This window comes from Streptomyces sp. TRM64462 (assembly GCF_013362995.1).
Classification (GTDB): domain Bacteria; phylum Actinomycetota; class Actinomycetes; order Streptomycetales; family Streptomycetaceae; genus Streptomyces.
On record NZ_JABWDV010000261.1, the window covers coordinates 1 to 14,041 of the forward strand.

General features: G+C 73.5%; 16 protein-coding genes. 5 read left to right on the plus strand and 11 right to left on the minus strand.

Going from position 1 to position 14,041, the window contains the following annotated elements; translation table 11 throughout:
- Positions 1-6: 6 nt before the first annotated feature.
- From HTZ82_RS12365 to HTZ82_RS12415, 10 genes are all read right to left on the minus strand, one after another.
- On the minus strand, positions 7-354 hold the full coding sequence (locus HTZ82_RS12365) for a TcmI family type II polyketide cyclase (RefSeq protein WP_175409399.1): 348 nt from the start codon (positions 352-354) through the stop codon (positions 7-9).
- 116 nt (positions 355-470) lie between these two features.
- The gene (locus tag HTZ82_RS12370) at positions 471-1,127 is read right to left on the minus strand and encodes a response regulator (protein WP_375540807.1); all 657 of its coding nucleotides are present in this window, start codon (positions 1,125-1,127) and stop codon (positions 471-473) included.
- Between the two features lie 179 nt (positions 1,128-1,306).
- Entirely contained in the window at positions 1,307-1,966 is a 660-nt protein-coding gene (locus HTZ82_RS12375) for a histidine kinase (RefSeq protein ID WP_175409410.1), read from the minus strand.
- Between the two features lie 304 nt (positions 1,967-2,270).
- Positions 2,271-3,551, minus strand: a complete 1,281-nt coding sequence (locus HTZ82_RS12380) for a hypothetical protein (RefSeq protein WP_254711805.1) — start codon at positions 3,549-3,551, stop codon at positions 2,271-2,273.
- A gap of 68 nt (positions 3,552-3,619) precedes the next feature.
- Positions 3,620-4,297: a SigE family RNA polymerase sigma factor gene (locus tag HTZ82_RS12390; RefSeq protein WP_375540808.1), complete on the minus strand. Its 678-nt coding sequence runs from the start codon at positions 4,295-4,297 to the stop codon at positions 3,620-3,622.
- A gap of 250 nt (positions 4,298-4,547) precedes the next feature.
- A complete protein-coding gene (locus HTZ82_RS12395; protein ID WP_175409400.1) occupies positions 4,548-5,639 on the minus strand; it encodes an aspartate-semialdehyde dehydrogenase in 1,092 nt (363 codons plus the stop codon).
- 12 nt (positions 5,640-5,651) lie between these two features.
- Entirely contained in the window at positions 5,652-6,920 is a 1,269-nt protein-coding gene (locus tag HTZ82_RS12400) for an aspartate kinase (protein ID WP_175409401.1), read from the minus strand.
- A 204-nt stretch (positions 6,921-7,124) separates the two neighbouring features.
- Complete coding sequence (locus HTZ82_RS12405) at positions 7,125-7,784, minus strand: DUF5063 domain-containing protein (protein WP_175409402.1); 660 nt, start codon at positions 7,782-7,784, stop codon at positions 7,125-7,127.
- Positions 7,777-8,376: a recombination mediator RecR gene (gene recR, locus HTZ82_RS12410; protein WP_023587387.1), complete on the minus strand. Its 600-nt coding sequence runs from the start codon at positions 8,374-8,376 to the stop codon at positions 7,777-7,779. The genes HTZ82_RS12405 and recR overlap by 8 nt, the downstream gene beginning before the upstream one ends.
- 73 nt (positions 8,377-8,449) lie before the next feature.
- Positions 8,450-8,785, minus strand: a complete 336-nt coding sequence (locus HTZ82_RS12415; protein WP_175409403.1) for a YbaB/EbfC family nucleoid-associated protein — start codon at positions 8,783-8,785, stop codon at positions 8,450-8,452.
- A 327-nt stretch (positions 8,786-9,112) separates the two neighbouring features.
- On the opposite strand from HTZ82_RS12415, the gene HTZ82_RS12420 reads away from it, so the two are divergent.
- Positions 9,113-9,832: an SLATT domain-containing protein gene (locus tag HTZ82_RS12420; RefSeq protein WP_375540809.1), complete on the plus strand. Its 720-nt coding sequence runs from the start codon at positions 9,113-9,115 to the stop codon at positions 9,830-9,832.
- A gap of 12 nt (positions 9,833-9,844) precedes the next feature.
- Here the strand turns inward: HTZ82_RS12420 and HTZ82_RS12425 are convergent, their stop codons facing one another.
- Positions 9,845-10,495 carry a hypothetical protein gene (locus HTZ82_RS12425; RefSeq protein WP_175409404.1) on the minus strand — a complete coding sequence of 217 codons (651 nt, stop codon included), beginning with the start codon at positions 10,493-10,495 and terminating at the stop codon, positions 9,845-9,847.
- 242 nt (positions 10,496-10,737) lie between these two features.
- Between HTZ82_RS12425 and HTZ82_RS12430 the strand changes: the two genes are divergently transcribed.
- The 4 genes from HTZ82_RS12430 to HTZ82_RS12445 are packed head-to-tail and all read left to right on the plus strand — an operon-like array spanning position 10,738 to position 13,911.
- Positions 10,738-11,817 (plus strand): NAD(P)-dependent oxidoreductase, encoded by a 1,080-nt coding sequence (locus HTZ82_RS12430; protein WP_175409405.1) that lies wholly within the window; start codon positions 10,738-10,740, stop codon positions 11,815-11,817.
- Between the two features lie 47 nt (positions 11,818-11,864).
- Positions 11,865-12,566: a glycosyltransferase family 2 protein gene (locus HTZ82_RS12435; protein WP_375540810.1), complete on the plus strand. Its 702-nt coding sequence runs from the start codon at positions 11,865-11,867 to the stop codon at positions 12,564-12,566.
- 44 nt (positions 12,567-12,610) lie between these two features.
- A complete protein-coding gene (locus HTZ82_RS12440; RefSeq protein ID WP_309235430.1) occupies positions 12,611-13,246 on the plus strand; it encodes a DUF2064 domain-containing protein in 636 nt (211 codons plus the stop codon).
- The gene (locus tag HTZ82_RS12445; RefSeq protein WP_175409408.1) at positions 13,243-13,911 is read left to right on the plus strand and encodes a methyltransferase domain-containing protein; all 669 of its coding nucleotides are present in this window, start codon (positions 13,243-13,245) and stop codon (positions 13,909-13,911) included. The genes HTZ82_RS12440 and HTZ82_RS12445 overlap by 4 nt, the downstream gene beginning before the upstream one ends.
- Positions 13,912-14,041: the final 130 nt, after the last annotated feature.

The window sequence follows — 14,041 nt, forward strand, 5'->3', positions numbered from 1 at the left end:
GCCGCGTCAGGGCAGGCGCGGCCCGCCCTCGGGCGTCCACCGGTAGAACGAGGTGGCCGCCGCGTCGGCCGGGCCGCGCCAGGTCTCCGGGTCGTACGGCGAGACGAGCGGGTCCAGGTCGGCGCACAGCCGCCGGAAGTCGTCGCGCACCCGCGCGGCGGCCATGGCGTGGTCGGCGTCGCCCGCGAACTCCACGAGGTGGAGGTAGAGATCGTCGTGGTAGTGGAACAGCTCGCGGCGGGTGACGCCGAGGTCGCCGGGCAGCGAGGTGGCGTCGGACGCGGCGAACAGCTCGGCCACTTTCCGGGCGTTCTCCGGGTCCATACGGGCGACGATCAGAATGCGATCAGCCATGAACGGTCTCCTCCGGGCATCGGCACAATGGCCCCGCCGACCCTAAAGAGATCCACCGGCCCCGTCTTCCCCCGGCGGGAGGGAATGCGATCTCCCCCGAGCGGAGGAGACCGGTCTCATATCAGGCCGTTTTCATACGCGTAAATAACGACCTGCACACGGTCCTGAACGCCGAGCTTCCGGTACAGGCTCTGCACATGGGACTTCACCGTGCTCTCGCCCAGGGTGAGTTTCTCCGCTATTCCCGCATTCCCGTAGCCCTGGACGAGCAGCCGGAACACATCGCGTTCCCGGCCGGTGAGCGCGCTCAGCTCGCCGTCCGGGGCGGGCAGGGCGGGACGGCGGACGAACTCCCTGATGAGGCGCCGCGTGATCGACGGCGACAGCATGGCACCGTCGTCGACCACCTCCCGTACGGCGTCCGCGAGCTGCTGCGGCGACGCGTCCTTGATGAGGAACCCGCTGGCGCCGGCCCGCAGCGCCTCGAAGACGTGCTCGTCCTGGTCGTACATCGTCAGCATGACGATCTTGGGCAGCGTGCGGTCCGGGTCGGCGCGGCCGGCGGCGCAGATCCTCCGGGTCGCCTCCAGGCCGCCCATCACCGGCATGTTCACATCCATCAGGACGACGTGCGGCGCGGTGCGGCGCACGAGTTCGAGCGCCTCGGCGCCGTGCGCGGCCTCGCCGGCCACGATGATGTCGTCGAGCCCGGCGAACACGGCACGCAGCCCCTGCCGCACCAGCGGCTGGTCGTCCACGATGAGCAGGCGCACGGGTCGTATCGGTATCGGTCCTGTCGGTCGGTTCGGTCGCAAGGGGCCCCTCCTGGGAACAGTCGTCCGGATGACAGCAGTCGGACACGGACCGCCGTGGCAGCGGTGGGGGGATCAGGCCGTGCGACAGGGGCGGCGCCGCAGCGGGGGCGCGGCGCCGGTCGTATACGGGAACGGGCTCACAGGACGGCGGTGAGGCGCACCCCGCCGTCCGGCAGCGGCCGGTACGTGACGTGCCCGCCGAGTTCCGCGGCCCGCCGCCGCATATGGGCGAGCCCCTGCCCGGAGCCGGGGAACACGGGCGTCGCGCCCTCCTCGCGGCGCGCGGCGTTGGTGACGGTCACGCGGAGCCGCTCACCGAAGTCCACGCGGACGTCGACGGGCCCGGATCCGTGCTTGACGGCGTTGCTGAGGGCCTCCTGGACGATGCGGTACGCGGCGTGCCGGACGGCCGCGCCGAGCCCGCTCTCGGCCTCCGCGTTGCCGAACCGCACGGTGAGGTCCACGTCGGGCGGCAGCCCTTCGCCGAGGGCCACGACCCGCTCGGACAGCGGCGGGTCGGCGGGCGCACTCCCGGGCACGGGCAGGCAGCCGAGGGCCTCACGCACCTCGCGCTGGGCCTCGACGGCCAGCTCCTCGATGAGGTGCGCGGTGCGGGGCGCGTGGGTGCCGCCGTCCTGGGCGCGCAACTGCCGGGCGTGCAGCACGATCGCCAGCATGCGGTGTCCCGCGCCGTCGTGCAGTTCGGACGCGATACGCAGGCGTTCCTGGAACGTGGCGTTCCGTGCGGATTCCCTGAGGGCCCGGCACTTCGATTTCGCGCGGACGAGAACGACCACGGCGATCAACGCCAGCAGAACCTCGAACAGGAATAATTCTCGCGCCAGTGAAAGAACGGAAAATGTTGAGTTTTCCACAGCCACTAACTCCCCCGAGATGGCCGGTCTTCACTCTTTCGGGGGATGCTATCAGACACTCATCGAACACTCCGAGAGATCACATGGGAAACCCTGAGTAACCCCCCGCTTTTCTGACCGCCCGTTATATGACTGCTCGGTAGGGCTACTTGGGGCGACACACGACGACACGCGAGGAGCCCCGTGACACCGGTGGGTGTCACGGGGCTCCTCGCAGGTGGGGCGGCTATTCGGCCGGGAGCAGGCCGGTGTGGTAGATCGTGCCGGCGCAGGCGCGGGGGACGGTCGTCTCCGCGACCGGTGATCCGGCCTGCGGGGTGTGGCGGACGACGACACTGCCCTCCGCCTGGACACCGTCGTCCTCGGAGGCGAGCTGCGGCTCGGCGCCCGTGGTGCTGTCCGTGGCGCCGCTCTCGGCCGTGCCGCCGGTGGCGCCGCCCGCCGACGCGTCGTCACCGGTCGGGGACGGGCTGGGCGCGGGCGTGCCGCCCCCCTTGGCCGGGCACGTCTCCTTCGGCACCCACGCGAACTTCACCTCGTACGCGGCCGACGGCTTCAGCACCACGCTCGCGGCGTTCGCGGACGGGGCGGGCAGGCCGGTCGCGGGGTCGTCCGACGTGTGCGCCACGACGCTGATCCGCTCGGCGTCCGCCGCGCCCTCCGCCTGGAAGCCGATGCCGCCCGGACTCTCGACGGCGCAGTCGGCGCTGGAGACGTTGGCGACCCGGAACGTGCCGTACACCGTGCCGTCCGCGTCCGGCCGGCCCGCCGTCGCCGAGACGACGCCGAGCTGGGCCGCCTCGCACACCGGGAGCGTCGCCGGGGCGGACGTGGCGGGATCGGTGGTACCGGCGCCGGTGCTGCCGTCGGAGACGCCGGCCGTGGCCTCGTGGGGCGGTGCGGTCGGCTTCCGGCCGTCCGTGCCGCCGCCGCTGCCCAGCTCGCCCGACGGGTTGCCCGCGACCTGCTCGCCGGCCGTGCCGCTGCTGTCGTCGCCGGTGCCGCCCTGGACCTGCTGGCCGTGGCCCGCGTTCACCGGGTTCGGGTCCGACGCCCCGCCGGAGCCCGCCACGTGCACGAACGCCGGGACGCCCGTGCCGAGCAGCAGCACCGCGGCCGCCGTGCCGACGATCGCCTGCCGCTTCCGGGCGCGCCGCGCGGGCACGGCCCTGTGCAGATGCTCCAGCGCCCCGTCGGACGGCTTGAGCTCCCGCACGGCGCCCTGCAGCATCCGCCGCAGCGCCAGCTCGTCGGGGAGGTCCCCGGCGCCCCCGAGATCCCCGGCGCCCCCGCCGGGCTCGTCACGCAGACCGTCGACGCCGCCGGGGCCGTCGGCGCCGCCGGAGCCACCCGGGCCGCCACGACCGCCGAAGCCGGCACCGCCGCCGAACCCGCCCAGGCCGCCGCCCAGGCCGCCGCTCAGGTCGTCGCGGCCGTCGCGGCCGTCGACCGGCTCGCCGTGGTCGGCGTCGCGTTGCCCCGCGGCGCCGTTCCCGTTGTTCACCATTCCGTTCCCAGTCCGGTCGTCCGACGGCCCGTCCGGCCCGTGGTGCCCAAAGCTTTCCGCAGGCCCGCTCATGCCGTCGCCCCCATGGCGACGCGCAGCGCCGCGATGCCGCGCGAGCCGTACGCCTTCACCGAGCCGAGGGATATCCCCAGCGTCTCGGCGACCTGCGCCTCCGTCATGTCCGCGAAGTACCGCAGCACCAGCACCTCGCGCTGCCGCCGCTGCAGCCCCTTCATCGCCTTGATGAGCGCGTCGCGCTCCAGCTGGTCGTAGGCCCCCTCCTCGGCGCTCGCCATGTCGGGCATCGGCTTGGAGAGCAGCTTCAGCCCGAGTATGCGGCGGCGCAGCGTGGAGCGGGACAGGTTGACGACGGTCTGCCGCAGGTAGGCGAGCGTCTTCTCGGGGTCGCGGACGCGCCTGCGGGCCGAGTGGACGCGGATGAACGCCTCCTGGACGACGTCCTCGCAGGAGGCCGTGTCGTCCAGGAGCAGCGCGGCGAGACCGAGCAGCGACCGGTAGTGGGCGCGGTAGGTCTCGGTGAGGTGGTCGACGGTGGTGCCCGACGTCATCGTGTCGTCGGCGCCTTCACGCGGCGAGGGAACAGGGCTGCGCCTGGTGGCGGGCATGGGGGCGATCACCGGCATGCCGCCGCCGGGGCGCCGGCTCCGCGGGGGCCGCAGGAGCGGGAGTACGACCGCGCCGCCGCCGAACGGGCCCGCTGTTCTGATGTCGAGTACCTCTGCCACGCCTGTTGGACACGTTGCCCCCCGTCAGGGTTGTACGCGCACGCCTCCGCTTTTGACGGTGCGTCGTTCGCCGCCATACGTATCCGCTTCTCCCCTTTGCCCCGTTCCGCCCCCACCGGCCACCGGCCACCGGCCACGGATGGCGGTCAGCGGGGAGAAGCATCGTCGAACATGCCATCACCCCAGTTCAAGCGGTACGGACCAAAGACTTTCCCACAGGGTGTTCACAGATCCTACAAAGGTCCGGCGATCAGTCCACCGGGTATCCGGTGGCCGGCCCGCCCGCCAGGAGCTCGGCCGCGACGGCCTCCGCGACCTGGGCGGTGTTGAGCGCCGCGCCCTTGCGGAGGTTGTCGCCGCAGACGAAGAACTCCAGCGCCCGTTCGTCGTCCAGGGACCGCCGCACCCGGCCGACCCACGTCGGGTCGGTGCCGACGACGTCGGACGGCGTCGGGAAGTCGCCGGCCGCGGGGTCGTCGTACAGGACGACGCCCGGCGACGTGGCGAGGATCTCGTGCGCCCGCGCCACCGTCACCGGCCGCTCGAAGCGGGCGTGCACGGACACGGAGTGGGTGGTGACGACCGGGACCCGTACGCAGGTGGCCGCGACGGGCAGCCCCGGCAGGTCCAGGATCTTGCGGGTCTCGGCCCGGATCCGCAGCTCCTCCGACGACCAGCCGTCCTCCTGGAGGCTGCCGGACCACGGCACGACGTTGAGCGCCAGCGGCCCGGCGAACGGCCCGGTCCCGTGCTCGTCCCCGACGGCGCGCCGTACGTCTCCGGGCGCGGTGCCCAGCTCCGTACCGGCGACCGCGGCGAGCTGTGCGCGCAGCGCGGCGACCCCGGCCTGGCCCGCTCCGCTGGCCGCCTGGTACGCGGAGACGACCAGCTCGCCGAGCCCGAACTCGGCGTGCAGGGCGCCGACCGCGACGATCAGCGCGAGCGTGGTGCAGCCGGGGCTGGCGACGATGCCGCGCGGCCGGACCCGTACCGCGTGCGGGTTGATCTCGGGGACGACCAGCGGCACGTCCGGGTCCGTACGGAACGCGGGCGAGGCGTCCACGACGACGGTGCCCTTGGCAGCGGCGACCGGCGCCCAGCGGGCGGCGATCTCCTCCGGTACGAGGAAGACGGCGACGTCGACACCGCTCAGGGCGTCCTCGTCGAGCGCGAGGACCTCGGTCTCGACCCCGCGCACGACGCGCTTGCAGCCGGCCGAGCGCGGCGACGCGAGCAGCCGTATCTCGCCCCAGACGTCGGCGTGCTGCGACAGGATCTGGAGCATGACCGCGCCGGCGGCCCCGGTCGCTCCGACGACCGCGAGCGCCGGCTTGCGGCTCATGGCGTGACCGTCTTACCGGCCGGTGCCGCCGTAGACGACGGCCTCGGCCGAGTCGCTGTCCAGACCGAAGGCGGTGTGGACGGCGCGGACGGCCTCGTTGACGTCGTCGGCGCGCGTGACGACCGAGATGCGGATCTCCGACGTGGAGATCAGCTCGATGTTGACGCCCGCGTTGGACAGCGCCTCGAAGAACGAGGCGGTGACGCCCGGGTTGGTCTTCATGCCCGCGCCGACCAGGGAGATCTTGCCGATCTGGTCGTCGTAGCGCAGGCCGTCGAAGCCGATGGCGCCCTTCTGCTTCTCCAGGGCGTCGATGGCCTTGCGGCCCTCGGTCTTGGGCAGCGTGAAGGAGATGTCCGTCAGGCCGGTGGAGGCCGCGGACACGTTCTGCACGACCATGTCGATGTTGATCTCGGCGTCCGCGATGGTGCGGAAGATGGCGGCCGCCTCGCCCGGCTTGTCCGGCACGCCGACGACGGTGATCTTCGCCTCGGAGGTGTCGTGGGCGACACCGGAGATGATGGCCTGCTCCACCTTGCGGTCCCCTGGTTCGTTGCTGACCCACGTGCCCTGGAGCCCCGAGAAGGAGGAGCGGACGTGGATCGGGATGTTGTAACGGCGTGCGTACTCGACGCAGCGGTGCAGCAGCACCTTGGAGCCGGAGCTGGCGAGCTCCAGCATGTCCTCGAAGGAGATCCAGTCGATCTTCCGGGCCTTCTTCACGACCCGCGGGTCGGCGGTGAAGACACCGTCGACGTCGGTGTAGATCTCGCACACCTCGGCGTCCAGCGCGGCCGCGAGGGCCACCGCCGTGGTGTCGGAACCACCGCGCCCGAGGGTGGTGATGTCCTTCTTGTCCTGGGACACACCCTGGAACCCGGCGACGATGGCGATGTTGCCCTCGTCCAGCGCCGTACGGATCCGGCCCGGCGTGACATCGATGATGCGCGCTTTGTTGTGGACCGAGTCGGTGATGACGCCTGCCTGGCTGCCGGTGAACGACTGGGCCTCGTGGCCCAGGTTTTTGATCGCCATGGCCAGCAGGGCCATGGAGATCCGCTCTCCGGCGGTCAGCAGCATGTCGAACTCGCGCCCCGCAGGCATCGGTGACACCTGCTCGGCGAGATCGATCAGCTCGTCCGTCGTGTCGCCCATCGCGGAAACGACGACGACCACCTGGTGGCCGTTCTTCTTCGCTTCCACGATTCGCTTGGCGACGCGCTTGATGCCCTCGGCATCGGCTACGGAGGAGCCTCCGTACTTCTGCACGACAAGGCCCACGTGCGCTCCTCGCTCAGTCCGTCTTGCGGTCGGCTCAGTTTAACGAGCGACCGGGAATCGACTCCGGGATGTCACATCCTGAGATGTCCCGCTCATTCCGTGATCACCGGCGGTTTCCGCCCCGGTCGCTCCACCCGCCCCTGCCCGGGAACCCGCCCGCTACGCGGAACGTGTGCCGAGTCACACGACGGCTCCGGACACTCCCTACTTCCGGGCGCGGAGGCCCAGCGGAGCGGCGATCTCCTCGGCCATGACGCGGCCCGCCTCCTCGGCGAGGTCGTCGTCCGCGAGGTCCTCGTCCGTGTCGAGGCCGTCCAGGGCCTGGAGCGGCTGGTCGAGGCGGACGTGCGAGACGAGCGACTGCAGGGCTCGCAGCGTCGCGGACGCGGTGGGGCCCCAGTTCGAGAAATACGAGAACTGCCACCACCACAGCGCCTCGGTCGTGCGGCCCGCCCGGTAGTGGGCCAGGCCGTGGCGGAGGTCCATGATGATGTCGGCCAGGTTGTCCGAGATGCGGAAGGGCACCGGCGCCTTGCGCGGCTCGTACGGGTCGAAGACCTCCGAGAAGACGTCCACGGGGTCGAGGAGCGCGGCGAACCGCTCCCTCAGCTCGTCCACGTCCAGGTCGGGCCCCGTGTCGGGCTCGTAGCGCTCTTCGGGGACGATGTCCTCGTGCGCCCCCAGCCGGCCGCCGGCCAGCAGGAGCTGCGAGATCTCCAGCAGCAGGAAGGGAACGGCGCTCTCGGGCTCGTCGCCCTTGGCCACTTCCGTGGTGACGACGATGAAGGACTCGATGGAGTCGGCGACCTGGACCGCGAAGCTGTCCGGGTCGAGCGTGTGGGCGTGGAGCGTGGCGTCAGACATCGAGGAGTCGTCTCCCTTCGAACGCACGTCCGAGCGTGACCTCGTCGGCGTATTCCAGGTCCCCGCCGACGGGCAGCCCGCTGGCGAGGCGCGTGACCTTCAGGCCCATGGGCTTGACCATCCGCGCCAGATACGTCGCGGTGGCCTCCCCTTCCAGGTTCGGGTCGGTCGCCAGGATCAGCTCGGTGACCGTGCCGTCCGCGAGGCGGGCCAGCAGCTCACGGATCCGCAGGTCGTCGGGGCCCACGCCCTCGATCGGGCTGATCGCGCCGCCGAGCACGTGGTAACGCCCCCGGAACTCGCGCGTCCGCTCGATGGCGACGACGTCCTTGGGCTCCTCGACCACACAGATGACCGCGTCGTCCCGGCGCGGGTCACGGCAGATGCCGCACCGCTCCTCCTGCGCGACGTTGCCGCACACCGCGCAGAACCGGACCTTCTCCTTCACCTCCAGCAGCGCGTGCGCGAGCCTCCGGACGTCCGTCGGCTCGGCCTGCAGGATGTGGAAGGCGATCCGCTGCGCGCTCTTGGGACCGACGCCGGGCAGCCTGCCCAGTTCGTCGATGAGGTCCTGGACCACGCCTTCGTACAACGGAACGCCTCTCCGGGAGTGCAGTCTTGGTGCTTACGGTAGTTGCTGGGGGTGCGCCGCAGAAGCCTTCGGATCAGAAGGGCAGGCCCGGCATGCCGCCCATGCCCTGGGCGAGCGGGCCGAGCTTCTGCTGCTGGAGCTGCGCCGCGTTCTCGTTCGCGGCCTGCACCGCCGCGACGACCAGGTCGGCGAGCGTCTCCGTGTCGTCCGGGTCGACCGCCTTCGGGTCGATGACCAGGGCGCGCAGCTCTCCGGAGCCGGTGACCGTGGCCTTCACCAGGCCGCCGCCGGCCTGTCCGTCGACCTCCGTACGGGCCAGCTCCTCCTGCGCCCGCGCGAGCTCCTGCTGCATCTTCTGGGCCTGCTGGAGAAGCTGCTGCATGTTGGGCTGGCCACCACCGGGGATCACGGTCACTCCTGGCACGTCGACGACGAATCTTTCGGTTACGGCCGAGCCTACGTGCTCCGCGGGCGGCTCGCCCCACGCACACGGATGCACTCTTTGGAGTGAACGGCAGGCGTGCCCCCTACCTGATCAAGCACCACTTGCGGGCGGAAATCCTGGGATTTCGCTCCCGGGGACCACCATTCGGCGGTAGGAAGGGCTGCGCACCACGCACCGCGCACCGCCACGCACGGCCACGCACCGTACATCACCGCACGTCACGCACAGTCACACAGAGCATCACGAGAGCATCACGCAGAGCTTGTCAGCAGAGCGCAGAGGAGTGCCCCGGTGAGCCAGCCGGAGATGCAGCCCGGGGGGCCCGCCCGGGGGGAGGATCTGACCGGACGGCCGTTCCCGCTCGGCGACTGGGGCGAGCCGGCGGAACGGCTCCACGAGCTCTACCGGTGGGTCGAGGACGGTGCGCTGCGCACCGCCGACTGGTACCTCGCCGACCGCGTCTGGAAGCGCCGCGGCGCCCGCGCCCTGCGGACCGGTACGGCGCTGGGCGCGGTGCTGGGGGCCGCGCTGCCCCTGCTCGACCTGACGGGCGCCCTGCGCGGGGCGGCGGGCTGGGGGTATCTGTCGCTGCTGCTGGCCGCCGCGTGCATGGCCTGCGACCGGTACTTCGGGCTGACGTCCGGCTGGATGCGGGACGTGGCGACGGCGCAGGCGGTGCAGCGGCGCCTCCAGTCGCTCCAGTTCGACTGGGCGTCGGAGTGCGTACGGGAGGTGCTGGGCCCGACGGAGGGCACGGCGGGCGAGGCGGCGGAACGCTGCCTGACCATCCTGCGGCGGTTCACGGAGGACGTCACGGAGCTGGTGCGGGCCGAGACGGCCGACTGGATGGTGGAGTTCCGCTCCGGCCCGGCGCCGCTGGTGACGCAGTCGCAGAACGGGCACGGCACGCGGCACGACACGCCGGGGGCGCAGGCGCCGGGCGGCCGCTTCCCGCTGCCCCCGGCGACCCGCCCGAACATGCCGAGGCAGCGGCCCCCGGAACCGCGCTGACGCCCGCCCCGCTCAACTGAAGATGATCATGGAGCCTTGGCCGAGGCTCCGCGTGGCCGCCGCGTGCAGCCCGAGCCAGACGTGCCGCTCGCGCGCGAAGGGACTGTCGTCGTACGGAACGGGGGCGGCGGGCTCCTCCAGCGCCGTGGGGTGCCGGGGCGGCTCCGGCGGGGCGGGCGGGTTGGCGGGGTCGATGCCGATGGCGGGCCCCACGAACTCCAGCTCCCGCAGCAGCCCCTGCGCCGAACCGAGCGGCCCGCCGCCGGCCAGCAGCTCCTCGGTGGACAGTGGCGCGGGGAAGTCCACGGGGACGTAGGCACCGGCGTGGTCGTAGTGCCACACCAGGTGCGACCGCTGGGCCGTCGACTCGAACATCTCCAGCAACTGCTCGTAGTCGCCGCCCAGTTCGTCGACGGGCGTCACGGCGAGCCCGCAGAGCTGGAGCAGGTAGGCCCGGCGCAGGAAGTGCAGCGCGTCGTAGTCGAACCCGGCGACCGGCGCGACGTCCCCCGACAGGCCCGGCATGTACGCGAACACGGGCACGGTCGGCAGCCCGGACTCGGTGAGGGCCCGGTCGTAGGCGGCGATCTCCTCGGCGAAGGGGTTGTCGGGGCTGTGGCACAGCACGTCGACAAGGGGGACCAGCCACAGGTCACAGGCCAACGGTTGACTCGCTCTCGGATCGGGGCGACGGCGGCACCGGCACAGACTAGTCGCGAACGGGCGGAACCGAACCGGCCACGACCGCCACGACCGCCGCGGGTCCCCGGCACGGTGATACCCGGCCCGCGCCGCGGGCAAGCGACCACGGCGGTGCGCGGTGCCGGGGCGGCGGTGTCTTACGGGTCGGTGACATGGGGCGCGTTGAGGGCGGAGGCGGGCCGGGGTGCGCCTAGCGTCGGGATATGCGCGTACTTGTCACCGGCGGGGCCGGGTTCATCGGATCGCACATCGTCGAGGCGCTGGAGGCGGCGGGCCACGAGCCCGTCGCGCTGGACGCGCTGCTGCCCGCCGCGCACGGCGCCGGGGCCGGTACGCCGCCCGGCGTCGTGCGCGGGGACGTGCGGGACCCGGACGCGGTGCGGGGCGTGCTGCGCGGCGTCGACGCCGTGTGCCACCAGGCCGCGATGGTCGGCCTCGGCAAGGACCTGGCGGACGCGCCCGGCTACGTCGGCTGCAACGACCTCGGCACGGCCGTGCTGCTCGCCGCCATGGCGGAGGCGGGCGTCACGCGGCTGGTACTCGCCGGGTCCATGGTGGTGTACGGCGAGGGCGGCTACGACTGTCCGGCGCACGGCCCCGTACGGCCGGGGCCGCGGGCGGAGGCGGACCTGCTGGCCGGGCGGTTCGAGCCGCCGTGCCCGCGGTGCGGGGCGGAGCTGACGCCCCGTCTCGTCACCGAGGACGCGCCCGCCGACCCGCGGAACGTGTACGCGGCGACGAAGCTCGCCCAGGAGCACCTGGCCGCGTCCTGGGCGCGGGCCACCGGGGGCCGGGCGGTGTCGCTGCGCTACCACAACGTGTACGGGCCGCGGATGCCGCGCGACACGCCGTACGCGGGGGTGGCGTCCCTGTTCCGTTCGGCGCTCGCGCGCGGTGAGGCGCCGCGCGTGTTCGAGGACGGCGGGCAGCGGCGCGACTTCGTCCACGTACGGGACGTGGCCACGGCCAACGTGGTGGCGCTGGAGGCGCTCGGGCGGCGGCGGCCGGAGTGGCCGGGCGGCGGGCTCACGGCGTACAACACGGGCAGCGGGGAGCCGCACACCGTGGGCGAGATGGCGGCGGTGCTGGCCGCCGCGCACGGCGGTCCCGCGCCGGTGGTGACGGGCGAGTACCGGCTGGGGGACGTCCGGCACATCACGGCGGACTCGGAGCGGCTGCGGGCCGCGCTGGGCTGGAGACCGGTGATCGGATTCGCCGGGGGCATGGGTGAGTTCGCGGTGAGCGAGTTGCGGCGGGCGGGCGACGACGTCCGCGTTTCGTAAGGTGCGTGCGCCCCTCTGACGGGGGCTCGGTTCGTACGGTGAGGGGCGTGACCAGACACTCCCCCGCCCCCACCGTCGACGTCGTACTGCCCTGCCTCGACGAGGCCGATGCCCTGCCCTGGGTGCTGGAGCGCGTCCCGGACGGCTGGCGGGCGCTCGTCGTGGACAACGGGTCCCGCGACGGCTCGCCCGACATCGCCCGCGCGCTGGGCGCCACCGTCGTCAGCGAGCCGCGGCGCGGCTTCGGGGCCGCGTGCCACGCGGGGCTCGTCGCGTCGGACGCCGACATCGTGTGCTTCTGCGACTGCGACGCGTCCCTGGACCCGGGGCTGCTGGCCCCGTTCGCGGCCGAGGTCGCGGACGGGCGCGCCGATCTGGTGCTGGGCCGGCGGCGCCCGCGCGGCCGTGGCGCCTGGCCCGCCCACGCCCGCGCCGGGAACCTGGCCCTCGCCCGGATGCTCCGCCGCCGCACGGGCCTGCGCCTCCACGACCTGGGCCCCATGCGCGCGGCCCGCCGCGAGGCGCTGCTGTCCCTGGACCTGACGGACCGCCGCAGCGGCTACCCGCTCCAGATGGTCGTCCGCGCGTCGGACGCGGGTTGGCGCATCGCCGAACGCGACGTGCCGTACCTGCCGCGCACCGGCAGATCGAAGGTGACGGGTACGTGGCGCGGCACGTGGCAGGCGGTGCGGGACATGAGCCGGGTGCTCGGCGAGGGGCCGCGGGGACCGCGGGGGGTGCTGCGGTGAGCGCGGCGGGGAACGGGGCCGTGGGCGGGGCTGCGGGTGGGGCCGTGAGCGGCGTTTCGTCGCTGCTGGTGATCGCCAAGGAGCCGGTGCCGGGACGGGTGAAGACGCGGTTGACGCCGCCGTTCTCGCCCGTCGACGCGGCGCGGCTCGCGGCGGCCGCGCTGGCCGACACGCTGGCCGCGGCGGCCGCCTCGCCCGTGGACCGGCGGGTGCTGGTCCTGGCCGGTGAGGCGGGTGACTGGGTGCCGCCGGGGTTCGAGGTCGTGCCACAGGCGGCGGGCGGTCTGGACGAGCGGCTCGCGGCGGCGTTCGCCGGGTGCCCGGGGCCGGCCCTCGTGGTCGGGATGGACACGCCGCAGGTGACGCCCGGGCTGCTGGCGCGGGGCCTGGACTTCGGCGCGGCCGACGCCTGGTTCGGCCCGGCGGAGGACGGCGGGTTCTGGGCGCTGGGCCTGGCCGAGCCGGACCCGGCGCTGCTGCGGGGCGTGCCCATGTCGCGGGCGGACACCGGGAGGGTGCAGCGGGCGCGGCTGACCGACGCGGGCCTGAAGGTCCGTGACCTGCCGCTGCTGCGGGACGTGGACACGGCGGCGGACGCGGCGGAGGTGGCGGCGCTGGCCCCGCACACCCGGTTCGCGGCGCTGCACGCCGAGCTGGCGGGAGGAGGTGACGGCCGGTGAGCGCCGTCGGGGCGGTGGTGCCGCCCACCGTACGGGCGTGGCGTGCCGACCCGTACGCGGACGCGCTGCGGTCCGGGCGGGGCCCGCTGTTCCTGCGGCGCGGCGACGGATGGCTGCTGCCGCTGGACGTGGAGCGCTGGTGCGCGGCGCCGGACCGGGCGGACGCCACGGCCCTCGACCGGTGCCGCGGCCCGGTGCTCGACGTGGGCTGCGGGCCCGGCCGGCTGGTCGCCGCGCTGGCGGCGCTGCGGCACACGGCGCTGGGCGTGGACGTCAACCAGGCGGCGGTGGATCGGACGATACGCGCGGGGGGTTCGGCGCTGTGCCGGTCGGTGTTCGAGCCGCTGCCGAGGGAGGGCGCCTGGGGCACGGTGCTCCTGATGGACGGCAACATCGGCATCGGCGGCGACCCCGTGGCCCTGCTGCGGCGCGCCGCGGAACTGGCCCGGCCGGACGGGCTGCTGATCGTGGAGGCGGCCCCGCACGACGTGGACGAGCGCGTGGAGGTCCGCGTCGACGACGGCCACGGCCCGCAGGGCGCCCCCTTCCCCTGGGCCCGCGTCGGCCGCCGCGCGCTCGCCGCCCACGCGGCGGCCGCGGGGTGGCGCGTGACGCGCGCGTGGCACGCGTCGCACCGCACGTTCGTGGAACTGTCCCGGGGGTAGGCCGTGTCGGGAGTCTGTCCCCTGTCCCGCCCCTTCCCGAAACTGGGGGCTCCGCCCCCAGACCCCCTATCGCGCCTGTGGGGGTACCCCCTGCTCGAAGAGCTTGGGGGAGCTCGTCCTCAAACGCCGG

What these genes read in the sequence shown, in the direction of transcription:
- HTZ82_RS12365 (WP_175409399.1), bottom strand. Translation starts at nt 354, where the DNA reads ATGGCTGATCGCATTCTGATCGTCGCCCGTATGGACCCGGAGAACGCC.
- HTZ82_RS12380 (WP_254711805.1), bottom strand. Translation starts at nt 3,551, where the DNA reads ATGGTGAACAACGGGAACGGCGCCGCGGGGCAACGCGACGCCGACCAC.
- HTZ82_RS12395 (WP_175409400.1), bottom strand. Translation starts at nt 5,639, where the DNA reads ATGAGCCGCAAGCCGGCGCTCGCGGTCGTCGGAGCGACCGGGGCCGCC.
- HTZ82_RS12405 (WP_175409402.1), bottom strand. Translation starts at nt 7,784, where the DNA reads ATGTCTGACGCCACGCTCCACGCCCACACGCTCGACCCGGACAGCTTC.
- HTZ82_RS12430 (WP_175409405.1), top strand. Translation starts at nt 10,738, where the DNA reads ATGCGCGTACTTGTCACCGGCGGGGCCGGGTTCATCGGATCGCACATC.